The 23,618-nt window shown below is 42.9% G+C and carries 24 protein-coding genes; all 24 read right to left on the reverse strand.

Annotated features, from left to right (window positions below; genetic code table 11):
• Window positions 1-107 precede the first annotated feature (107 nt).
• On the reverse strand, window positions 108-518 hold the full coding sequence (locus IGK14_RS08310) for a hypothetical protein (RefSeq protein WP_010748346.1): 411 nt from the start codon (window positions 516-518) through the stop codon (window positions 108-110).
• Window positions 519-2,248: 1,730 nt separating this feature from the next.
• Complete coding sequence (locus tag IGK14_RS08315; protein WP_142973007.1) at window positions 2,249-3,097, reverse strand: sce7725 family protein; 849 nt, start codon at window positions 3,095-3,097, stop codon at window positions 2,249-2,251.
• Window positions 3,098-3,112: 15 nt separating this feature from the next.
• Window positions 3,113-3,781, reverse strand: coding sequence for a hypothetical protein (locus IGK14_RS08320; RefSeq protein ID WP_231435171.1), 669 nt, complete (start codon window positions 3,779-3,781; stop codon window positions 3,113-3,115).
• Between the two features lie 84 nt (window positions 3,782-3,865).
• Entirely contained in the window at window positions 3,866-4,138 is a 273-nt protein-coding gene (locus IGK14_RS08325; protein ID WP_225000843.1) for a hypothetical protein, read from the reverse strand.
• 29 nt (window positions 4,139-4,167) lie between these two features.
• Window positions 4,168-4,503 (reverse strand): hypothetical protein, encoded by a 336-nt coding sequence (locus tag IGK14_RS08330; protein WP_225000844.1) that lies wholly within the window; start codon window positions 4,501-4,503, stop codon window positions 4,168-4,170.
• A 137-nt stretch (window positions 4,504-4,640) separates the two neighbouring features.
• Entirely contained in the window at window positions 4,641-6,908 is a 2,268-nt protein-coding gene (locus tag IGK14_RS08335) for an AAA family ATPase (RefSeq protein WP_231435172.1), read from the reverse strand.
• Window positions 6,909-6,926: 18 nt separating this feature from the next.
• Complete coding sequence (locus IGK14_RS08340; RefSeq protein ID WP_005235941.1) at window positions 6,927-7,406, reverse strand: DUF6530 family protein; 480 nt, start codon at window positions 7,404-7,406, stop codon at window positions 6,927-6,929.
• A gap of 188 nt (window positions 7,407-7,594) precedes the next feature.
• Window positions 7,595-7,852: a TfoX/Sxy family protein gene (locus IGK14_RS08345; RefSeq protein ID WP_225000846.1), complete on the reverse strand. Its 258-nt coding sequence runs from the start codon at window positions 7,850-7,852 to the stop codon at window positions 7,595-7,597.
• Window positions 7,845-8,387, reverse strand: coding sequence for a GNAT family N-acetyltransferase (locus IGK14_RS08350; RefSeq protein ID WP_225000847.1), 543 nt, complete (start codon window positions 8,385-8,387; stop codon window positions 7,845-7,847). The genes IGK14_RS08345 and IGK14_RS08350 overlap by 8 nt, the downstream gene beginning before the upstream one ends.
• Before the next feature lie 176 nt (window positions 8,388-8,563).
• Complete coding sequence (locus IGK14_RS08355) at window positions 8,564-9,412, reverse strand: DegV family protein (RefSeq protein ID WP_225000848.1); 849 nt, start codon at window positions 9,410-9,412, stop codon at window positions 8,564-8,566.
• A 93-nt stretch (window positions 9,413-9,505) separates the two neighbouring features.
• Window positions 9,506-10,780 carry an LCP family protein gene (locus IGK14_RS08360; RefSeq protein ID WP_438712024.1) on the reverse strand — a complete coding sequence of 425 codons (1,275 nt, stop codon included), beginning with the start codon at window positions 10,778-10,780 and terminating at the stop codon, window positions 9,506-9,508.
• A 117-nt stretch (window positions 10,781-10,897) separates the two neighbouring features.
• A complete protein-coding gene (locus tag IGK14_RS08365; protein ID WP_225000850.1) occupies window positions 10,898-11,368 on the reverse strand; it encodes a GNAT family N-acetyltransferase in 471 nt (156 codons plus the stop codon).
• The gene (gene pheA, locus IGK14_RS08370) at window positions 11,343-12,224 is read right to left on the reverse strand and encodes a prephenate dehydratase (RefSeq protein WP_225000851.1); all 882 of its coding nucleotides are present in this window, start codon (window positions 12,222-12,224) and stop codon (window positions 11,343-11,345) included. Before pheA ends, IGK14_RS08365 begins: the two co-directional genes overlap by 26 nt.
• Window position 12,225: 1 nt before the next feature.
• A complete protein-coding gene (locus IGK14_RS08375; RefSeq protein ID WP_015509710.1) occupies window positions 12,226-12,732 on the reverse strand; it encodes a shikimate kinase in 507 nt (168 codons plus the stop codon).
• Window positions 12,729-14,018 carry a 3-phosphoshikimate 1-carboxyvinyltransferase gene (aroA, locus tag IGK14_RS08380; protein WP_438712028.1) on the reverse strand — a complete coding sequence of 430 codons (1,290 nt, stop codon included), beginning with the start codon at window positions 14,016-14,018 and terminating at the stop codon, window positions 12,729-12,731. Before aroA ends, IGK14_RS08375 begins: the two co-directional genes overlap by 4 nt.
• A 9-nt stretch (window positions 14,019-14,027) precedes the next feature.
• The gene (locus IGK14_RS08385) at window positions 14,028-15,110 is read right to left on the reverse strand and encodes a prephenate dehydrogenase (RefSeq protein WP_034868604.1); all 1,083 of its coding nucleotides are present in this window, start codon (window positions 15,108-15,110) and stop codon (window positions 14,028-14,030) included.
• A 44-nt stretch (window positions 15,111-15,154) separates the two neighbouring features.
• On the reverse strand, window positions 15,155-16,321 hold the full coding sequence (gene aroC, locus IGK14_RS08390) for a chorismate synthase (RefSeq protein ID WP_005226098.1): 1,167 nt from the start codon (window positions 16,319-16,321) through the stop codon (window positions 15,155-15,157).
• Window positions 16,322-16,340: 19 nt separating this feature from the next.
• On the reverse strand, window positions 16,341-17,396 hold the full coding sequence (gene aroB, locus IGK14_RS08395; RefSeq protein ID WP_231435175.1) for a 3-dehydroquinate synthase: 1,056 nt from the start codon (window positions 17,394-17,396) through the stop codon (window positions 16,341-16,343).
• A 36-nt stretch (window positions 17,397-17,432) separates the two neighbouring features.
• A complete protein-coding gene (aroF, locus tag IGK14_RS08400) occupies window positions 17,433-18,458 on the reverse strand; it encodes a 3-deoxy-7-phosphoheptulonate synthase (protein WP_005226100.1) in 1,026 nt (341 codons plus the stop codon).
• Window positions 18,459-18,497: 39 nt separating this feature from the next.
• Window positions 18,498-19,367, reverse strand: coding sequence for a shikimate dehydrogenase (locus IGK14_RS08405; RefSeq protein WP_231435176.1), 870 nt, complete (start codon window positions 19,365-19,367; stop codon window positions 18,498-18,500).
• A gap of 413 nt (window positions 19,368-19,780) precedes the next feature.
• Entirely contained in the window at window positions 19,781-20,539 is a 759-nt protein-coding gene (locus tag IGK14_RS08410) for an ABC transporter ATP-binding protein (protein WP_225000855.1), read from the reverse strand.
• Window positions 20,539-21,423 (reverse strand): ABC transporter permease, encoded by an 885-nt coding sequence (locus IGK14_RS08415; RefSeq protein ID WP_010748362.1) that lies wholly within the window; start codon window positions 21,421-21,423, stop codon window positions 20,539-20,541. Before IGK14_RS08415 ends, IGK14_RS08410 begins: the two co-directional genes overlap by 1 nt.
• A gap of 78 nt (window positions 21,424-21,501) precedes the next feature.
• Window positions 21,502-22,554 carry a tryptophan ABC transporter substrate-binding protein gene (trpX, locus tag IGK14_RS08420; protein WP_231435177.1) on the reverse strand — a complete coding sequence of 351 codons (1,053 nt, stop codon included), beginning with the start codon at window positions 22,552-22,554 and terminating at the stop codon, window positions 21,502-21,504.
• A gap of 374 nt (window positions 22,555-22,928) precedes the next feature.
• Window positions 22,929-23,507, reverse strand: a complete 579-nt coding sequence (locus tag IGK14_RS08425) for a hypothetical protein (protein WP_010748364.1) — start codon at window positions 23,505-23,507, stop codon at window positions 22,929-22,931.
• Between the last annotated feature and the right edge of the window lie 111 nt (window positions 23,508-23,618).

Below are 23,618 nucleotides of genomic sequence, written 5' to 3' on the forward strand. Positions count from 1 at the left end.
GTGCTTTTTTCGGCTAAATCACTGCAGCAAGATGTTTCTTTTCCCAAAAAATGGGTTGGACCTAAGTAGCAAAAGGATCATATAAGGAGAAGTCACGACTGTTGAAATCAAACCGATTGATTCTTGACTAAACCGTGTCTTTTGATCATTGCCAAAGTAAAATATGCGACGAGCGTTCCTGCAATCCCAAAAAGTAAATCGATTCGATCAGGGGTGTTCATGAAGCCAAAGACAGTCTCGCTCAATAGATTGGCAATGAGTAAGGACAGGGTCAATAGAGTGACGGCTTTAAATGGCGCACCTACGAGAAGCCAAAAGTACCCCAGTAAGCCAATAATCAAACTAATCGAAAAATTGGAGATATGAAGATAAAAGTCAGGATACATCGAAGTAAAGAAAGAAATGTCCAAGTACTTTGATAAGTAGAGGAAGAGGGCTGTGAACACGAAAAGCAAGTAGAGGAGTGACGCCCAGATTTTTGGTAAAAAGACTAGCTTTAATTGCTTCTTCTTTTTCATTATTATTCTCCTTTTAAAATTGTCAGCTTATACGGATGGAATTACTTTTATCGGGTGTTAATTACACAAATGGAAAAAAACAAGCTGCAAACCAGGCAAATCAGTAGTCTGCAACTCATTAATGGTAAAATGAGTTGAGGTGATAAAATGACAATAATAAACAATCAGCGATTATGGTAAGGTATAGGGATAGAAATTATTTTGCTCATATCATTCAGCATGATTATGTATTTCATCCTGACGAGTGGCAACTTGAAGCAAAACCCGTTCAGCAGTCGACGAAAAGGAAAAATAAGCTTGTGGATAGCTGCTGGTTTGATTTTACTTGCCATGGTTCTAGTATTCCAAGGAATGATCAACGGCGCTTTATTCAGACTTTTTTAGCAAAATATGGACGTTTATGGCGACCTATGAACATTACAATTATATTAAATAACGAAATACCCTAAGTTATCTACATGATTTTAGGGTTCTTTTTTATAGAATCATGTAGTAGATATTTGTTGGCATTTGCAACGTCTAACTACTTGTGTCAGAATTTTGAAACGGATTGGCTATATGAATAAAGTTCTAGGTAAAAGCTCAAAGATTTTCAAAATGATTATAGCATACAATCAAACCGATTGGTTCGTGAATCAAGGCTGATAGTTTGAATCTGTATTTGCTGAGATAAAAAAGACGAATCCGTATATAACTTGCTACAAGACCGTTAACAATCTGTTGATCAGTAAATCATAAAAAAGAATCTGAAGAAACTTGTAAAATAAGAAATTCTTAGCTTTAGTTGAATTTTAGATGAATTAGTGACAATTTCCTGATAAAAGTCATTCGGAGGGAGGTAAAATGATGCAAAATTGACTTGAACTGTCTAAAATATCACGAACTCTTTTTCGAATACAACTTTGTATAATATATATTATGTAAACTAAAATATAAAATTTTTCGAACACTGTATTTAGCGGATAATTTTACGGCTCTCCTCCCTCTTATTTAGGATTATTTTCTTCAAATTCACCTAATTGGCAGCATAATCCAAAAAAATGGTCATTTGAGCGATAGTTTTAGATTTTGTTTGTTCTACAACTGATAAGAAAATCAACTGGCAAATTATATCTGTACCTTTATCTGTATTTGATTTTGTTGATCCTTGATTCTTTGAATTCAAGCTTTGGTTTGCAGATGCTGGCCAAACTCAATGAATCAGTCAAGTAATCGTTGTTCACGATCTTATCAGTAATGATTCGTACTTAACCCAGCAAATTTGTGCTAACTAATAGCCTAATGGGAATCTTGATCACAGGCAAACCAGCAACGATAAACAAGAAAAATGAAGTTGCGTTCAGTTTTCACCTAATCGGATCAGATTCCCATGGCGAGTCCTAACCAAGGGTTCACAGTCATCTAAGTACAATTTTCGTTTTATTGCTGCCAATAAAGCAATGACGGCAACAAAAGTTTCAAACTATGTAATACAGGATCGCCGAAAAGACAATGATCAAAATGACCAAGACAACGATTAGTTGATTTAAACGTCGAATAAGCAGGTTTTTCTTATTTTTTTCAAATTCTTTTCCTTCATTTCGATAATATTCTCTATCTTTTGTTCCCACGAGCGCCAACTCCTTTTCCCTGATTCTATCACTATCCTGAAAAAAATGGGTGCAATCAAGGTGTTTTGTACAATAAATGGCAGTATTTTGTTAGAGCCTACAATCGTATGCGTATAGCGACTAAATAAGACGACTGACGAGTTCCAAGTGATTCATAACGGCAGCTTTCCGAATAACGCCCATACCTGGGAACGACCTTTGCTGATAGGCAGCAACTAATAGCTGCAGCCCAGCTGTTTGCGTAGGATACTCTTCCTCATGCTGTAACAAAGCTTCCATGACTTCGAAAAACTTTTCTTTCTGACTTGGTAATTCTTCCTCAGAAAATAAGTGAACGATTCGCAAGTCTTGCTCTGCTGTCGGATAGATCCAATGCAAAACCAACCGTTTTGAGGGATAACTGTGCTCATAATAAATTTTGCTATCGACAGAAAAATCACTAAATCCCGCATAGCCCAATTTATGATAAAGATGATGGGTTTTTGAAAACCCTTCGTCTGGACATTCTGTATAAAAACTATTTTTAGGTAAACGGGTAAACGGATCTTCCATCAGTAGTTTCGGGCCGTTGATTTTATTTAACAAACGAAACTCTTTGCTTACCAGTACCGGCAGCGTATTTTCCCGCCAATCACTAGCGAGTGCTTGGTCCGCTTGATGAATGATCCAAAGATCAGGCTTTTCTTCCACTGTCTCAATGGGGCGATCTACGATCATTGCTTTAGGGGCAGTAACATTTTGCAACTCTGCTAACCCCTCTGCCGTCAGAAAAGCCCCTGCCTGTGGATTGCGAACCAGATAAAAAGGATGCTGCTTCCTTTGAAACAGGTCAATGGTCGTCCAAAACGTTTTTGATTGCTTGACTGGTTCAATGATCGGCTGGATCGCGTCTGACAAACAATCTTGTTCCAACAGTGCTTTCAACGCCAATAAATCAAATTGTTTTCCACGAATATACGGGAAGTACATCTTCTTCTCTCCTTCTTACTCGCCTGATAAAAAACGTTTTTCCAGCGCTTCATAGGCTGATCTCGTAGCGGCCAATTCTTCTTTCAAGGCTTCAATCGCTTGCAGCTGAGTATCTTCAATAAATCGATCATAGTAATTGACTCCACCACCGAACAAGTCATACTCAGGCTGACGTTTCTTCAGTTCTTGGTACAAACGTTCTGTTGAAAATACCCGCAATCCTCGAGAAGTCTGTTTTGCTTTGCCGACTTCTCGCGCTTGTGCCAAAATCAACCGAAACAATAAGGCATTTTCTGGAACCTGCAGCTCTTGCCTTTGGGGCTTCTTTTCGACACTGAAATACCCTTTGCTGCCCGTTTCTTTTTCAAGAAACGCATGATAGACCAAAACACCAATCGTTGACCCAATCTGATCTTTAACTTTCTCATATAATGCCTTGGGTAAGACAAAATAATTATAATTCCCAATAAAAGATAGTTTTGCTTTTGAGCGAAAATCTGCCAAACTGACTTTGAGTTCGTAGCAACGCCATTCAAAGGTGTTTTCTGCCGTCAAGCGACAACTTAAGGTATCCACGATGCCGTGATCGTCTGGCATGACGACCTCTTCTACCACAATATCACTGTTTTCACGACAATAATAATAAAGTGCCTCTTCCATTTCTAAAGTTAAGGATGTCTTCACAATTTCACGACCTTTGTCTTGTTTCACCTATTATAAAACATATGTTCGCATTTTGAAAGAGGGAAATAAAGGCAGCCTATTCCTTCACCCATTCGGGCATCGGTTAACAAGAATCTCTTCAACCGTCCTCTTTGTACCGCGGAATCGTAACAAAAAAAGCAGCAAGAGCACACCAAGTTGCGTGATTAATAGACCTTTGAAGGGAAATTCAAAAGTAAAGCCTGCGGGAAGATGAAAGAAATGGAAAAAATCCTGCAGTGCTTTTTGACTAAGCCACAAACCGCTGACAAGCCCTATCAAACTAATAACAATGCTTTGAATGCCTACAAAGAAAAGTTCTTCTAAGGTGACCAACAACGGAGACTGTCCTAACAACAACCGAATATTCAGGGATTGCTGCTCCTCCCCATCAAATGAAAACGATACATGTGATTGCAGTGCCATAAAAAGGCGGCGATCAAGCCTATAGTTAGAACGCCTAGTACGAAGCGTAGCAACTGCAAAAAGAAAAGCCAACTGGCATACGTGAGATCCATCTGATTCTCACTGCTATTTGTTTCATATTGTAGCCATTGATGAAAAAACACTAGCCAATTCTCTGCAAAGTTGGCGATAATCATTAGAAGAATCGCCAATACACCACTCATCAACAAACTGTGCCTACGAAGTGCTGCGTGCCAGCCGAATTGGCAAGGATAGTAGAAGTACCGCCATTTGTTCATGATATCCCTCCTTTTGGCGTCTATTTTACAGAACTTTTCAAATTTAGACAAACATCTTCTTGTTTACATAATATAATTATGATCAAAAAAAGAGTGCAGCACACAGCCCACACTCTTTTCCCTTTAGCTATCGACGTTTACAAATACCTTGTCAGTAGCTGCAACAAACGCTGCGGAAATTCTGTTAGGTTGGAAAGATCAATAAAGCGTTCTTCCCCATAAATCGCTTTGATCACCTCTTTGTCTTGCCCAATAGCAGCTGCAAGAAACAGCACCTCTTGTCGTTCATAGTCAGCGATCACCTGCTGAATATCTTCTTTGGCTTTTACCCCTGTATAATCAGGAAGAGCTTTTGGCTGGCCATCACTTATATTCAAGAGTAATTTAGTGGTTGCCGGCTGATGAGCGAGCTTTTCAGCTAGCACGCGCAAGACAGCTCCATCACGGTTATTTTGCCGAGGCTTCATTGTCATGAGTTTCTCTGGCACAAATTCAAAGCCTTCATAGAATTCTTTGTATGCAAAAAGCGAGGTTTTTTCACGAGCGGTCACGTCCGCTGTATCGCCATAGATCATCAATGGCAAAGATAAACGTTCGGCAAAAGCATTCACCGCTAAGACCGCCTGTTGGGCATACAATATCCGATCTTCTCGAATCATCGAACCTGATTCATCGATGCGCAAAGCAAGAGCTAAGGAAGGCTGTTCGTGAGGTGGATTCTTCTTGTCAAAGGTCCGGAAATCTTGATACGCAACCTTGCTGGCATCAAAGCGTGTGCCGCTGTACTTACCTTTACTGTATGCCGAAGCTTGTTCATTTTCCAATACTTCTTGTGTTTGCTTGATCAATGACTCTACGATCGGCAGCAACGGCTGCAAACGCTGTTGGGCTTCAGTCGCTTTTTCTAAATCGACGGGTGGTCGATGAACGATCAGCCCTTCTTTGGCATGGATCGATTCTTTCAATGCTTGTCGCGCTGCCTTTGATGCCGTGGTTTTCTTTTCTTTCTCCTGGGCTTCATACGCTTCGATGGACAAAGAATGAGAAGCAGGAGCTGCCTCTTGTGTCTCACTCCCAGCTTTTGCTTGGCCATCATGACTATTGCGCTCTAGTTCTTCTGAAAACGTCGCCTCAGTTGCTGCGCTTTTCGCTTCTTGTTTGTCAGAATCACTGGTTTCCATCGTTTCCGCCTCAGTTTCTTGATTGGCGGTCTCAAGGACTTGCTCATTTTTTAGGATGGGCGTGCCTTCTTCCACTACATTGCGTTGGTCAGCCTCTTCGCTGCTGACTCTGCGTCCTTTGATTTGTTCTTTAAAGGCATTTAGCGGTTGTCCAGAAAACAAAAGCCACAATTGCGCCAATAAGCCTGAAGCTTCTAGCGCCTGTTGTAACAGAGAAAGCTCATTTGGATCGGTAGTGATTTTGTAGAGCACTTTGCTATCAATTGCTGTAAAGGGATCTTGTCCTTGTTTGACTGCATTTAACCAATAAAAATAGGAACGCATGCCCGCCACCCCTTTGATGGCGTTGGCTTTGGCGGTCACGTCTAGTAAGCGTATGATTTCAGCCATTTTCTGTGCAGTCGTTTTGTCCGGATAATTGGTTTTGGCAATGCCTCGCTGCACCATGACTGCTAGCTCAGGTAAATCCATTTTTTCAGCATGCTGCATCCGATCTCGCAAGGATTCGTTCAAGGGGCGGTTGCCTTGGTAATTCCGATTCGTTGTGATGATCACCACACAGTCAGGGTGTCGTCGAACAAAGCCAGTCGGGATATTTAGCATCCCGTTTTGTTCAAGGGCCGAGTTTAGTGCCACTAGTACCGAAGCATCACGAATGACCGTTGGTTCTTGAATCTCAAGCAAATAGCCTTTTTCCAGCGCCCGTACGATTTCGGAGGGATAAAATTTGTATTGAATCGTCGGTTGCTGATCACTGGTTTCAATCCGTTCGATCAGTTCCGCAAATTTCGCCCGTGCCCGCTCACGAGTCAGGGAAAAATGCCGCTGGATCAATGCCAAGACATCTTCAAAACAATCACTTTGATAAATCGCATCCAGCAAGTCCTTGTCCTCTTCTTGGTCGGTATTGATCACTGGTAATAAAGCACCAAATACATCTGACTTATCCATATCCGCAAAGCAGGTGATTTTGGTGTAGGGCAGTTGCAGGTCGGCAGAAAGTGCCTTTGCCAACTGAGTCTTACCCGACCCAGCATCGCCTTCCAGCAACACATTGAAGATCTTCATCTCTGGATCCGCCCAATTCAACGCGATCTCTGAAGCAATTCGTAGTTCTTCAGCACTGGTCTGATGACTTTGTGGTTTTTTCCAAATCATGGTTTGTTCTAATTTGCTAAAAGCGCGTCCTTTCGTTACGACAAAAGACGGTTGATGTTGTGTCATGGCAATCTGCTCCTTTTCTTAATAACCTAGCTCATCTAAAAGCCGTTTCAGGATTTTGAAGCGTTCGCCGTATAGCTCGCCATCTTTTTGCAAGGAATCATAAAAAAGCAGAATGTCTTCATCGATTTTAGGATTTTCGGTGTCTACTTCAACGGTCATACGATTTCCTTGCAGGCCAATGATCTCGATCAACGGATTTTCAGGATCGTAAAACTTTTCATGGCGATAGGCCTCTTGAAAATACAAACTAGATTGCGCCACTAAGATTGCTAGATCTAAGATTCTAGTGAGGGGTAGTTCTTCTGACTGACGAGACCATTTTTCACCTGTATGGCGCCAAACCTTGCCTGAGATATCGACTTTTCCGCGATCATTCCATTGTGCTAATCCGAGGGAAAGGCCTTTTGCATCTGTATGTAACGCATTTTTTCCGTCAACAGTATCATAGTCTTCCACTTTAATGACGGGCTTATGTTTCAAGTTTTCTGGTATTTTCATTATTCTCACTCCTTGTTTAGTAAATTAGTAATTTACTAGATAGAGTAAGTATAATGAGGAAGCTGGTTTGGAACAAGCAAAAGGTCTTTTCTAGTAGCTAGGGACAGATGTTTATAGAAAAAGCACTTGATAAGAAGCATCTAAAAACAAACGCTCTTAAAAAGTACTTTTTATGACGCATTACTTCACTAACTCAATTGATTGAAAAAAAGGCGCAACGCTTGTTTTCTCTGATGTGTAAGCTGCGCTTTAGGAATGCCTTGGATCGCCCCTTCAATGCCGTAGAGCATATGCAAGCAAGCGCCCGCATCGCATTGGTGGCGGATAGCTAGAAAAACCTCTTCGGCCGTTTTTGTGCGTAGTTGTTCAGGGGTATTGATGCCGATACGAACCAGGTGATCCGCTAAAACCTGACCTACATTTGGTAATTTTTGCAGTTCATTCATAGGTTTCTCCTTTTTGATTGTGGTCATCTTGCTCCTCTTTCTCTTGACGAATCAACGCATAGAGCTTCATATCGAACAGCTGCTGGTTTTTCTCCGCATGCTTTCGCAAAACGCCTTCTAACGTAAAACCTGCCTTTTCCAACACACGACAAGAGGAATGATTCTTCGCAAAAGATTCAGCAGACATACGAACAATAGTTGATGTAGTAAATACATAGTCACATAGTTGCTGAACAGCTTGGGTCATCAAGCCTTTTCCCCAATACTCTTGTGCAATCGAGTAGCCAATCTCAGCCGTTCTATAATGGATATTTTCTTTGCGAACAGCACGGATACTGCCGACTGCTCGGTCATCCACAGTGATCGCAAAGGCAAATTCTGCTTCCTCCACAGATCGAATATAGGCTTGTGCATCTGCGACCGTATATGGGAATGGCAACCCATCTCGTAAATAATCGTGGATGGTTTGATTGTTTAACGCATGGGCTAAATCTTGCGCATCGCTCATTTGCCACCTTCTTAAGGAACACTTCATAGCAATTCCTCCTTTGTCAGTCCTTCATTTTGATCCTATTGTACGAGTTTGTGTGATTTTTTACAAGCGAATCTCAAAAAAGCAGAAAAAAGAACCAGCTAGACAAACGTCTAACTGGTTCTTACATACATCGTCTTGAAAAGATAATGGCGTGATAAACATAGAAAAAATAAAAATTATTGCGCTGAAATAGCGATCCCAATGGCTTTTTCTCCTAAATGCGTGCCGATAACTGGTCCGAAGTGACCAATCTCAATTTCTGCATTTGGGTATTTCGCTTGTAGCTTCGCTTTTTCTTCTTTCGCTACTTCTAAATTATTGGCGTGGATTACATAAAATTTAACAGGCAATGCGATTTCTTGCTCCCGTTGACCAATGATATCTTCTGCGCGATTGAATGCTTTTTTACTGGAACGAATGCGCTCGTAAAGCACAATTTTTCCTTGATCAAAGGTCAAGATCGGTTTGATTTTTAATAATCCGCCAATCAAGGCTGCCCCATTGGTTAAGCGACCGCCGCGAACCAAGTTATTCAAGTCGTCCACGATCAAATAGGCATAGGTATTGTCTCTGATAGTGTCCAGATGGGAAATGATCTCTTCGACGGTTTTGCCTTGACTTGATAGATCAAGAGCGGTTTCTACCATGTGACCCATCGGCATACTTGTGATTTTCGAATCGTAAGGAATGATTTGAACATCTTCGATTTCATCGGTGATTCCATACAGCGTTCCGATAAATCCAGAGATCCCGCTTGATAAGTGGATACTAATGATCGTGTCGTAACCGCGATCTTTCAATGACTCATATAAGGCTAACACTTCTCCTAATACCGGTTGAGAAGTGGTTGGGAATTCTTTGCTGTTTTTCAGCAAAGCGTAATACTCATCAGCTTCAATGTCGATACCCTCATTGTAGACTTTTCCATCTAAAATAACAGGAATCGGTATGATAAACAAATCTTCATGGTTTTTGATCCGTTCCGGCAGATAAGCTGTACTGTCAGTAACAACGGCTAATTTCATTCTTTTTCCTCGTTTCAACAAATTTCAAACGTCATTAATAATATAGCATAAATTTACTTACTTTCAAATGGTTTTCAGAACTTTTCATTCTGCTTACTCATTAAGAAAATTCCTGATCGCTTGTTGATTGGTTTCAAGATTGACGACTAACACACTTCCAGCACTCGCACTTGAACCGTATTGCCAAGAGTCAGCGACTGGGACAGTCAAGCTGTCGAATCCTCCCGCCCCTCGAGCAATCGAGAAGGTATTTTTTAATAGGAAAGACATTGGCAGGTTGGTGGAAGCATAGCCTAAGACTTTTCCTGCTGCATAAGGCAATTTTAAAATAGCTAAAGGATTTTTCATTTCGCTAAAGATCGCATCCATTACTTGCTGCTGTCGTCTTACACGACCGAAGTCACCTTCTTCGTCCATCCGAAAGCGTGCGTATTGCAACAGCTCAAGCCCATTCATTTGTTGTTGCCCTTGTTTGATGGCAACTTCAAGATTTTTACTCATATCTTTTTCCGCGTTGATAGCAACACCTGAGGGAAACAGTGTGTCGATCACTTTTTCAAAGGAACGAAAGTCAACTTTTGCATAATAGTTGGTTTCTAGCCCGAAATTCTCCGCTAATGTTTGTCTGACTAAATCAGCACCACCAAAGGCATACGCCGCGTTGATCTTGTTTTCGCCATAACCGGGAGTCGTAACTAAAGTATCCCGCATAAAGGAAAGCAGCTTCGGTTGCTTACTGGGACCATCTAATTGCAAAACCATAATAGTGTCTGCGCGTCCAGCTTCTCCTTCACGACTATCACTACCAATGAGCAATATATTACGAGCACCATTAGCAGCGGCCGTACCATTAAAGGTCTCTTCATCAGTCGTAGCAAAAGCAGCGTCACTTCTTGCGACTTGCCGACCGACAAGAAACGCAATCAATGAATAGGCAAAAAGCACCAATAGTACCCGAACCACAATACGTAGAACTGGGTGCTTCCGCTTTTTCTTTTGTTTGGGTTGCTTGGTCTTCTTAAACTTTTGCGGTTTTTGTTTGCTTTGTTCCTGACCTTGATGCATCGCAGGTCCCTGAGCAGATAGCGGGGGGATTGCGCTTTTTCGTCCCTCAGATTTTTTTATTCCTACTTGTGACTGTTTTCGGGAACTTTGAGCCGCACGAGGGTCGCTTGCCATAGGATGCTCGGTGTTTTGAGACAAAATGTCTCTTACTGGCTCATCAGCAGACGAAGTAGAATCACTCGGTCTGACGCGCTGGTTTCTTCTTTTGGCTTCTCGGCGGGCAAAGATACTTTCTTTGGCTGCCTGACTGGATTCCTTTTCTAGCCGTTCATGCAGTTTTTTATTTTTTTCCATCCTGCTCATTGCTTCTGATCCTCCAACTAAAAAATAGCTCTCTGTCTATAAGGATACCCTAGACCTTATAGAAAGAAAGCTATTTTCTGAAATTTTAACCTTTTTCTAGGAAATTTCTTCATTTTTCTACCTTAGATGCTTTGATGCTCCTTGTCGTGTGCTCACAAATCCTGCTTGCTCATAAAATGATTTCACTTGATTTGCCGACCAAAAGTTTAGTGAGAGATCATCGAAGCCTTTTTCCAACGCAACGTTTTCAGCAAATTCCAACAATTGTTTTCCAATATGCATCCCTTGGTACCGAGGGTCAACAGCGATTGCTGCAATTTCCAGCCACTTTCGTTCATGCATCATCGCATTTTGTGGCAAACGGACCTCTTGAAGATGCACAAAGCCACAAGGCTGTTCCGCCAACCAAGCGATAAAAAAGTGGTGGCTTGGCTCTTGCAGCTGCTGTGTGATTGCTTGTTCAAATCTTGGTTGATCAAAGGGCTTAAAAATCGTTGGGTACCATTGATGGTGCTGTGTTTGGATCTCTTTATGAAACGTTGCTAAAAGTGTTTCATCTTGGCTAATTCTTATTTTGACTTGAGTCATTTTTTGTCACGTCCTCAACAACATTTACCGAATACACGCCGAGAAGATGGACGTGTCCACCCAACAACTGAATCTCTTCAAAGGCATTTACAATCAGTTGCCACGGTTTGTCCATCACCAGATCGATCACGAAAAAGTATTCCCCTAAGGTGGTTTTTGACGGCCGCGATTCAATTTTACTTAAATCAATTTCTCGCCAGCCAAAGGTTGCTAAGATTTTGTGCAAGATTCCCGGGCGATTTGCTGGCAGCGTCACAAAAATCGTTGCTTTCTCGACGGTCTGCTCTGGTAATTGGGTGTTTGCTGCTTTCTTCGTCAAAGCCCAAAAACGGGTTTGATTAAAGGCAACATCTTGAATATTGGTTTCTTTGATCGTTAACTGATAAGCCAAAGCGGCTTCTTTGGAAGCAATCGCTGCAACTGCTTCTTCTGGATGTTTTGCTACGTAGGCTGCTGCAGTCGTTGTGGAAGCAACCGCCTCAACAGTAGCTCCAGCAAATCTGGCTTCGATGAAGTCGGCACATTGCGCCAAGGCTTGCGGATGAGAAATTATCTTAGTGATAGGACGGTTGTCTTTTGCTGTTTGCTGAGAAACTAACAATTGATGATTGATCGGTAAAATAATTTCCTGTTCGATGCTCAATTGATTTTGACGAAACAGTGTATCAATAGTGGCATGAACGGACCCTTCTAATGAGTTCTCGTTCGGAACGACCGCGCGATCGATCACACCGTTAGCTAGCGCTTGAATACAAAGTGGAATCGATCCATAAGGGATACAGGCATTTTCTGGATACGCTTCTTGCGCAGCTAAATGCGTAAAGGAACTTTTCGGTCCTAAATAACCAATCTTCATTTTATGCACCTGCTTTGATCAAGATTTCCTGTACGATTTCTTCTGGTGTTTTGTTCGTCGTTTCAACGATCAATGAAGCAGTTTCTTCATAAAGAGGGATCCGAGGACGGTAAACAGCCAATATTTCTTCTGGTGATTTTGAGACGACTAAGGGGCGAATGCTGCCAGTATCCGCCTTTAAGCGATGGATCAGTTCCTCGGGATCTGTTTTTAAATACACGACGAGCGGCATCTCTTTTAAAAGCTGACGATTTTCTTCTTTTAATACGATGCCCCCACCAGTGGAAATAATTTGTTCCTTTGCCAAAGTTTTAGCTAAAATATCCGTTTCGATTTTGCGAAAGGCTTCCTCACCGTGTTGATCGAAAAAGTCTTGAATGGTCATGCCGATCTCAGCAACGATCAAGTCATCAAAATCCACATGAGACTGGTTCGTTTCTTCAGCCAAAAGACGACCAATCGTGGTTTTTCCAGCACCCATAAAGCCAATTAATATCACTTTTTTCACTCGCTGTTTCCTCCTTTAGCCAAACGTGCGACATCCTCAAAAAAATCAGGATAAGAAACTGCTACGGCTTCGGCTTTTTCTAATTCTACCTCTTCATCTGTCAATAAGGCGGCAATTTGCAGCATCATGCCGATGCGATGGTCCCCCCGACTTGACACTCGACCGCCATGCAAAGGGGTTGGACCGTTGATGATCAAGCCGTCCTCGGTGGGAGTGATGTCCGCTCCTAGTTTTGTCAACTCTTCGGCAGTTGCATCAATTCGGTTGGTTTCTTTTACTTTTAGTTCTTCCGCATCTTTGATCACCGTTTTGCCATGCGCCTGCGTGGCTAACAACGCAATGATCGGCAATTCATCGATCAAGCGTGGGATAATATCGCCAGCGATGGTTACTGCCTGCAAGGTAGAACTTTGAACGGTAAGGTCAGCTGATTGATTCTGATCGTCTTGATTAGAAAAAGCAATCGAAGCACCCATCTCCTCTAGCACGTCAAGAATTCCTGTACGAGTGGGGTTGATCCCGACATTTCTTAAAACGATCTCACTTTCTGGCATAATCGCGCCGGCTGTTAAGAAAAAGGCAGCGGAGGAAATATCACCGGGAACAACTACTTCTTGTCCTTGGAGTGTTTGAGGTCCCGTCACAGTGATCGTTTTGCCTTGTGTTGTGATGACACCACCGAATTGACGGATCATTTCTTCGGTGTGGTTGCGGCTTGTTTCTTTTTCAATGATCGTAGATGTACCTTGTGCTTGTAGTGCCGCAAAAATCAGTGCTGATTTTACTTGAGCACTTGCTACGGGCATCTGATAATTGATGGGATGTAATGAAGCCGTGCCATTGATGGTGATCGGTGGGAACTCCGTCTGTTCATGCCCTCTCACATTGGCACCCATTTCTCTTAATGGCAGCATCACGCGATTCATTGGTCGTCTATTCAATGAGTCATCACCGAATAAGGTAGTTGTAAATGGCTGTCCAGCCAAAATCCCCATCATTAGACGAATCGTTGTGCCAGAATTACCGATATCGATTGGTTCGTCAGCAGGCTTAAGACCATTAAAGCCCTGTCCTTCAATCGTGATCGTCTGACCGTCATCATGGATCGGAACCCCTAATGATTGAAATGCATGAAGGGTGCTATAGCAGTCTTCTCCACGTAAGAAATTTCGGACAGTCGTTGTTCCTTCAGCTAACGCCCCGAACATGATACTGCGATGTGAGATCGATTTGTCAGCAGGGACCGCTATCGTCCCTTTTAAATGTGTTGCTTTTTTTAGTTTCATCCCAGCCTCCTATTTTTTTCGACACGAATAGGTCGTCTTGTTTTGGATCAGCTGCTCTGCTTGCAGCAAATCATTTTGCGTTTTGAATGAAATCTGTAAAACACCAATGATGTCTTCTCGAGTTTCAAGAATTTTTAAGTTGATCAAAGAGAGCTGATGTTCGCTCAATAGCCCCGTCACTTCAGCGACAACACCGGGATGATCCGGTACATCGATGAATAGATCATAGAATGCCGGGATCGCGCCATTTTGATGAACCGGCAATTGATCCCGTGTTTCCTTCGCGGATTCAAAGAACCGAAAGATCGCCCGTTCGTCTTTTTCCTGCAACCAGTGAGCCATGGTCGTCATTTGTTTTTGCCACTCATCGATCAGCTGCAGTAGTTCCTGTCGATTACTCAATAAGATATCGGTCCACATGCGAGGATCTGAAGAAGCGATGCGAGTGATATCGCGAAAACCGCCTGCTGCAAGTTGTTGCGCTCTGGGGTGGGCTTGGTTGAAAGCGTCTGCCTGATTGACTAATCCAGAAGCAATAATATGGGGCAAATGGCTCAACATCCCTGTGATTTGATCATGCTCTTTTGGCGCAAGCGCCACATATTTGGCTCTGGTGCCGCGAAAAAGCTCTTGCAGCTCTTCCATCCGCTGACTTTTCGTCGGTGTGAAGATATAGTAAGCATTCTCGAAAAGGTTCTCATCGGCTGCTGTGATCCCTGATTTATGAGAGCCAGCCATCGGATGGCCCCCAATAAAATCAAAGGAAAAGGACTCGGCGAATTGGGTGATTTCCGCTTTGGTACTGCCGGTGTCTGTTACTAGCACCGAAGGCTTTAATGAAAGTACCCCCAGTTCGGCAAGATATTTTTTGGTGATCTCTACCGGCAATGCCAACAAAATCACGTCGGCACGGACAGCACCTTCAGAAAATGAAGGGGGCACTTCGTCTACTAAACTTGTTGCTAATGCGATCTCATTGGTTTCCTGACAATCCCAGCCCATCAAATGCACTTGCGGATGTGCCTTTTTGATACATTTTGCTAAGGAAGCGCCGATCAATCCTAGACCGGCGACAAAGATATTTTGGTTCATGAAAAGAATCCTCATTTCTACTGGAATTTTTGCTGGTTCTATAATCAGTAGGTTAACAAGTATTCTCGATACGCTTGAACAGATGCAGTCAATTCTGCGAATGAATCACTTGGGAACTTTTCTAATAGTTCATTGGCCACCACTGTCGCCACCACACTCTCACAAACAACACTGGCTGCTGGTACAGCGGTGCTATCTGAGCGTTCGACGCTTGCTTTATACGGTTCTTTGCTGTCGATATCCACACTTTGCAATGGCTTGTACAAGGTCGGGATCGGCTTCATAACACCACGAACCACGATTGGTTCACCGTTCGTCATGCCGCCTTCAAACCCACCAAGGTTGTTGCTGCGACGGGTATAGCCTCGTTGTTCGTCCCATAAAATCTCATCCATGACTTTGGAGCCGGGCAAAACACCAGCCTCAAAGCCAACGCCGAACTCAGCACCTTTAAAGGCATTAATGCTGACCACGGCTTGGGCGATTTTCGCATCAAGTTTTTTGTCCCATTGCACGTAACTGCCTAAACCAGCAGGAACGCCGCCAACAAGTACTTCCACTACACCGCCGATCGTATCGCCATTTTTCTTCGTTTGATCGATCAGCTGCTTGATTTCTTCTTCGACTGACGGATCTAACACCCTTACTTCTGAAGCTTCAGAGCGTTCTGCGATTTCTTTGACGGTCAACCCTTCAGGAATTTCCGCTTTGATGCCGCCTAACATTGTTACATGACCCGCCACATCGATGCCAAGCTCCTTTAAAATTTTCTTCGCGATTGCTCCGATGGCTACCCGCATGGTCGTTTCACGAGCAGATGAGCGTTCCAAAACGTTTCGTAAATCTTGATGATGGTATTTCATGCCGCCGACTAAGTCAGCATGACCAGGTCTTGGTCGTGCCACTCGTCGTAGTTTGCGGTCTTTTTCTGGTACCTCTTCGATCGCCATGACCTTGGTCCAGTTTTTCCAATCTTTGTTCTCAACCACTAAAGTCACAGGAGAGCCTAGTGTTTTTCCATGACGGATACCCGAAGTGATACGGACTTGGTCTTTTTCAATCAGCATCCGTCCCCCACGGCCATAGCCGGTTTGTCGTCTCGCTAATTCAAAATTAATGTCTTCTGCTGTTAATGGCAATCCTGCCGGTAAACCTTCGATAATGGCGGTCAACTCTGGTCCATGTGATTCGCCTGCTGTAATATAACGCATGATCCGTTACCTTCCTTTCTTATAATAGGTAGTCTTTGATTTTTTCAGTCGGGATCGTCACGATTTTCGCCTGTCCGATCGCTTCTAATAGAATAATCTTCAATTGTTGCCCGCGGGCTTTTTTATCATGAGTAATTGCTTGGTATAATTGCTCTTTATCTATTTCACATGGTGTGATCGGCAAATGAAACTTCTCAACCATTTCTGTAAGCTGCTGGGTCGTACCTTTTGGTGTTAATCCGATGGCTTCTGCATGACGGGTGATCATGATCATCCCCATTGCAACCCCTTCGCCATGACTGGTGTCAAACGCGGCTGTTCTTTCTAAGCCATGCCCGATCGTATGACCGAAGTTCAGTGTCAGACGACTGCCATGATCAAAAGGATCTTCTTCTACTACTTTTTGTTTTACCTTTAAAGAAGCAGTGATTACTTTCTCAGCATGTGCCAAAAGATCGACTTCATCTTTCAAACCTGCTAACGTTTGCCAAAGCTCAGGATCTGCAATAGCGGCTGACTTGATGATTTCAGCAATGCCTTCTTGGACGCGTTTGAGGGGCAAACTTGTAAGTAAATCTGGATCGATCATCACACCGGCTGGTTGTGCAAATGTCCCGACGAGATTCTTGGCACTGCCAGTATTTACAGCTGTTTTTCCGCCGATACTTGAATCGACCTGTGCCAATAACGTCGTTGGAATCTGCAAGAAATCAATGCCGCGCATATAAGTAGAAGCAACAAATCCTCCAAGATCACCAATCACACCGCCACCAAGGGCAATGATCCCATCGCTTCTGGTCATTCCGAGTTGGGCAAGACCATCATATAAATTAGCTGCTTGCTCTAGTGATTTGCTTTTTTCGCCAGCTGGTACGACTAACAGTGTTGCCTCAAACCCTGCAGCGGTTAAGGAATCGACGATTTGTCCGCCATACAGGGGTGCGACGTTGCTGTCTGTAATGACGGCAATACGCTGTTTGTCCCACAACTGTTGCACCCAGGTTCCGACGTTTTGAAACGCCCCTCGTTTGATGAGGATATCATAGGAATGTTCTTCTAAATGAATGTGTAACATTGATTTTTGCACCTCTTTTATTGGTTGTCTTGACGCTTAGTCTTGCAACGCTTTGATTTCTTTCATCGCTTTTTCCATGATATGGACTTCTTTCATCATGTTCATGTACGTTTTTTCGTTAAGTGATTGAGGGCCATCAGACCAAGCATTGGCTGGATCTGGATGGATCTCAACGATCATCCCATCGGCGCCAGCAGCAACACCCGCTCTTGCCATTGGTGGTACGAGATCCCAGATACCTGTTCCATGACTAGGATCGACGATGATTGGGAAGTGGCTCAGTTTTTTGATGATTGGTACCGCACTTAGATCAAAGGTATTACGGGTTGCTGTTTCGTAAGTTCGGATCCCGCGTTCAATGAAAATCACTTCACTTTTATCTTGAACGGCGATGTATTCCGCTGCATTCAACCATTCGTCGATCGTGCCTGAGATGCCTCGTTTAAGGCCAATTGGTTTCCCGGTTTTTCCAACGGCAGCTAGCAATTTGAAGTTTTGCATGTTCCGAGCACCAATCTGTAAAATATCACTGTATTCCGCCACCATATCGATATGTCCTTCGTCCATGACTTCTGTGATGACTTTCATTCCCGTTTCATCGGCTGCTTGGCGAATGTATTTTAGCCCTTCTTCTTCAAGCCCTTGGAATGCGTAAGGCGACGTGCGGGGTTTGAAGGCACCACCACGTAAGATTTGTGCACCACCAGCTTTAGCGATTCGGGCACATTCACGAATTTGGTCTAAGCCTTCAATCGAACATGGACCAGCCATCGTAACAAAGTTGCCGTCACCGATTTTCACACCATCTACATCAACAACCGTATCTTGCGGATGGAACTCACGAGAGGTCAATTTGTAAGTATTTGAGATCCGAATGGCATCTTCGACACCTTCGTAGCTGCGAAAAGCAACATCTTGGATGCGGCGGGTATCCCCTTTTAAGCCGATAACTACCTGTTCTTTTCCTTGGTTGACTTGAACATCTAAGCCTTCTTTTTTGATTCTAGTTACAACAACTTCAACTTGTTCTGGCGTAGCGCCTGGTTTCATAATTACGATCATTTTTTCTTCCTACTTTCGTTTTTTTCTGTTTTTTATTTTTTACATGGATTCGATGAGTGCTTTGACTTTTTCAACAGGCATCGCTTTGCCAGTCCAAAGTTCAAATGCGGCTGCACCTTGATAGAGTAGCATGCTTAAGCCGTTTGCAGTTTTGGCGCCGACTGCTTTCGCATCTTTCAAAAGCTGCGTTTCTCTTGGATTATAGATGACATCATAGACAGCTAATGATTCCCGTAGGAGTGTTTTATCTTTCAGAGGACTTACGGTATCATTTGGTTTCATTCCCACGCCCGTGGCATTTACCAATAAGCTGCTTTGATCGATGGCTGTTTTTAAAACCATCTGATCTTCTAAGTCGGTTAAGGTAATTTCACAAGCTGTTTTTTGTGCAATCTGTGTTAATTTTTCTTGGATGATTGGATAAAACTCATCCTTGCGGTTAAAGACATGGATCGTTTTGACGCCGTCTAGTGCGGCTTGGCTAATGATCGCTGTCGCCGCTCCGCCAGCTCCAATCACCGTCATGGTGTCGCCAATGATGGATACTTGAATGTCATCAAGAGCTCGCATAAAGCCGATGCCGTCTGTATTGTGCCCAATCAAGCGACCTTCTTGATTGACGATCGTATTGATTGCGCCGATCAACTCGGCTGCGGGTGAACATTCATCCATCAGCGCTACAGCCGCCATTTTATGAGGCATCGATAAATTGACACCTAAGAGGTCCAACTGACGGATGCTTTGGATACTAGCGGCTAAATTGTCCGGCTCAACATCAAAGGCCAGATACACGGCGTCGATCCCTTGTTCTTCAAAAGAAAGATTGTGCATCGCTGGAGAGATGCTGTGTTTGGCTGGTTTAGCAAATAGTGCCGCCAACCGTGTGTAACCGGTTATCATTTGTTTCATCTGGTTCATTCCTTTCAACAAAAAAAGATGTCCACCGTAAATTTAAGAATCTACAGTGAACACCTTCAAACATTACATAACGACAGAGCCGAAATGTGAATATAAAAAATAGCCACTATAGATTTTACGATCTACGTGGCTGCGAATTCATTACGAAATGCTCTAGCCATCATAGATACAAACTTAGCGTTTGTACCCATGCCTTCATGAATACAAACCTATCTAAAATAGCTAAAGTAATATTTATTCAGTTGTGTGGGGTTCGTTAGCAATAATTTTTGCATAGTCGTTCGCTCCAAACTGATGTAAGATTGACCTAAGTATAGGTTTAACTTTGAAAGATGTCAATGATTTTTTCTTATTTTTTTCATTTATTTGATTGTTTTTTTTGAAAACACTGTTCTATCAAGGGTTTATAAGTCATCCTCAAAGAACAGTAATAGTTCTGGTAAGCTTAATTGCGCTTTTTCCTCTGCTGAAAGATCTTTGACGATCTCTCCTTTTCTGAGCAGGATCAAGCGGTCCCCGTATTTTAATGCATCTTCCATCCGATGGGTGATCATTAGACAGGTCAGGTTTTGTTCTTCCACGCGTTTTGCAGTGATTTGCATCAGCTGTTTGGAGGTCTTTGGATCTAACGCAGCCGTATGTTCATCTAGCAACAACAGTTTTGGTGTGTGAATCGTTGCCATCAATAAACTTAGTGCCTGTCGTTGACCACCAGATAAACTGCCCGTTGGCGTATCCAAATGATTTTCCAACCCGTTGCCGATTTCTTTACAAAGCGCAAAGAACATTTCCCTTTGTCCTTGGAGTTGTCGAAGACCAAGTGACCGTTTTTGCCCTCTTTTTTGTGCTAACAGCAGATTTTCTGCCACTGTCATACGGGGAGCAGTGCCCATTTTCGGATCTTGGAAAACCCGCGCCAAAAAGCGTGCGCGTTTTTCTTCCGAAAGTGTAGTCACATTTTGATCATCAATCATCACTTGCCCACTCGTCAAGGGCATGGTGCCTGAGATGCAGTTGAATAACGTGCTTTTGCCGGCGCCGTTTCCTCCAACGACCGTGACAAATTCTCCTGGCTTTAAAGAAAGATCGATTTTATTCAAGAGTACTTTTTTCTCATTTGGTCCGTTGCCGACAACTTTAAAGGCTTTTTTTAAGGCTAACATTATTCGTCCTCCGTTTCAAAACCAGTGCGTAGATGCAAGGCTTGTTTAAATTGAGGGATCAACAAGCAGATCGTCAAGACGATTGCAGAGAAGATCTTCAAGTAGGTCGTATCAAATCCAGCTTTGATCACAAATAGGATCAATAATTGGTAAATAATGCTGCCGATCACAATAGCGATCAAACGTTCCAGCAAGGTCAGTTCCCCGTATAACACTTCACCAATGATGATTGACGCCAGTCCGATAACGATCACACCGATACCTTTGCTTATGTCGGCATAGCCGTCATTTTGCGCAATCAATGCGCCTGAGAGTGCGATCACGCCATTGGAGACGATCAATCCAATGATTTTCATTCGATCGGTATTGATCCCCATCGATTTTGCCATATGCTCATTATCACCTGTAGCGATGTAAGCTTGACCCAAATTTGTATGGAAAAAGTAAACCAAGACGCCCCCGATCAACAAGACCATGATCAATCCAATGATCACCGTATCATAATAATTCGGTAAATTCATTCTAGTAAAAAAATCTTGAATTTTCGGTTGGTTTAATAAAGAGAGGTTGGGTGAGCGCATCACAAACAGCATGACCGAGTTCAATGAAGACATCACCAAGATTCCAGCTAAAATCACGGGAATTTTGCCTTTTGTATAAAGAAGTCCTGTCACACAGCCCGCACACATCCCAGCCAATACTCCTAAACAAGTCGCTAAGACGGGCGACACCCCATGGGTGATCGCTGTCACACAGACAGCACCGCCTAACGGAAAGGACCCTTCCGTCGTCATATCCGGGAAATTTAAAATTCGATAGGTCATAAAAATCCCTAATCCCAGGATTCCCCAAAGTAGTCCTTGCCCTATTGCTGAAACAATCATCATTCTTCCTCCATATTCTTACAAGTTTTCTCTTTCAAGACCCTCTCGATGATCGCAGGTGGTCGCTGTTCTTGGTTATTACTCGTCACTTGCTTCGCTTTCTGGCGTCGTTGTAATCAGTTTCGCCTCGTCTTTGAGGTTTTCTGGGATAGTGATGCCCAATAACTGCGCCTGAGTTTCATTGATGATCGTTTCGCCATCGCTGAATGTATAGATCGGTGTTGTCGCAGGTTCTGCTGTCCCATCAAGAATTGCTGCCACCATCTTCCCAGTTTCCACTCCTATCGTAAATTGATCTTGTCCGACCGTTGCCAAACCGCCTTGTTCCACCATCGTGTCTACGGAAGTAATGATTGGTGTTTTTGATTTATTGGCTTCTTGAACTACGGTCTGCATAGCATTTGCGATCGTATTGTCTAACGGAATATAGATAAAATCGACTTCCCGTGCCATCACTTGCACCATTTGCGCAATTTCATTACTTGAAGGAACGGCATACGATTTGCTGGTCAAGCCATTTTCTTCGGCAGCAGCTTCTGCTTCTGCCACTTGGTATTTCGAATTGTCTTCGGTCGAAGAATACAAAATACCGACTGTTTTTGCCTCTGGCAGCAAATCTTTTGCTAGTTTGATTTGTGCAGCAACTGGTGCATTATCGGAAACACCAGTGATATTGCCGCCGGGTTGATCCATATCTGCCACCAGATTTGCCCCAACTGGATCAGTGACCGCTCCTAAAACGATCGGTACATCCTGAGTGACATTCGCCAACGCTTGTGCTGCGGGTGTTGCTACCCCAACCAAAACGTCGGCATCTTTATTTAGCAGCTGCTGACTCATCGTTGCCAATTTGCTTTGATCCGCTTGACCGTTCTGGAATTCGATCGTCAAGTTGTCCCCTTCGGTATAGCCTGATTCTTTAAGGCCTTCTTTGATCCCCTCGGTGATCGCATCCAGTGCTTCATGACTGACAAATTGTAGGATCCCGACTGTTTTTTCAGCTTTTTCTACTGGTTCCGAAGTCTCACTAGCTTGATTGGTCCCACTTCTCATTCCTAACTGATAGACAAATGTCGCTCCTAAAAATAATAAAATAACGGCAACCGATGCAATTAATCCCTTGTTTTTCATTTTTCATTCTCCTTTTTCTGCTTACGTTTTTCGTGTTTTTCATTTTATGATTTTTGAGAACAAAAAAAGCAACTGCCTATGTGACGGCAATTGCAAGTAAGCAAAAGCCGCATAGAAGCTTGTCCTATGCGGCGATAAATTCAACTACCAGCATAGATACAGCACTTTAGAAGGTTCTCTAAAAAGTTGTATCTATGGAATGAGGTCCCATCAATACAACTATCTACGCCAGTTTTGCCATGATTTCACTTGCAATGGAATAAATAGTTTCATGATTGTTCCTCCTTCTCAACTTGTTTTCTTTCTTGATTGAATTCAGTTTAGCTTATTGATAAAAAAACGTCAACAATTTTCTGTCAAATTGTCAGATTTTTTTATCGATCATTGGCAGAAGAACGAATCGTCCACATCGGTAAACGATTCAATTCTGGGATGAATTCCGTCGTTGGCTGCTCAAATGAATCAAAGGTAAAGCGATTTTTCTCAACCCCTTCTTCATAAAAAACAAACGTCACTTTATCAGGATCAACGCTGTATTCATTGGAGAAAAAAGCCGCATCATAGACGATTGGATAATAAAAAAATGTCCGATTCAGCTCATCTTCTTGCGCTTGGATCAGATCAAATACTTGATCGAGTTGAGGTCCGTTGGGCTTACTAAACATCACCGAGATCGCTCGTGTTTCACGAATCGTCTTGTCTGCAGTCAGATAAGGCAATGGCTGTACTTTTTCTGACGGCAGCTTGTCAAAAGCGATCCGATCCACTAAAGAAGCATTGATACGATTTTGAGAAAAGACGATCAAACCTGCGAAGACCAGTGCGAAAAGAATTCCCCCGATCAGCGTGAAAATCGTTTTTTTCTGATCTCGATAAAGATCATCTAAAAAAGCTTGCCAGCTTTCAACTATTTTTTCTTTCGTGTAATGAACAAAGTTCCTAACTTGTTCCATAATTTGCCCACCTTTTTTAAAAATCCTACTATTAATTCATACTATCAATTCCCTCCTAGAACGTCAAGAAACTTCACATTTCTTCGATAATTCGGTAAGATAAAAGAAAAC

Origin of the sequence: Enterococcus sp. DIV0970a (genome assembly GCF_051711265.1) — a bacterium.
Classification (GTDB): Bacteria; Bacillota; Bacilli; order Lactobacillales; family Enterococcaceae; genus Enterococcus_D; species Enterococcus_D casseliflavus.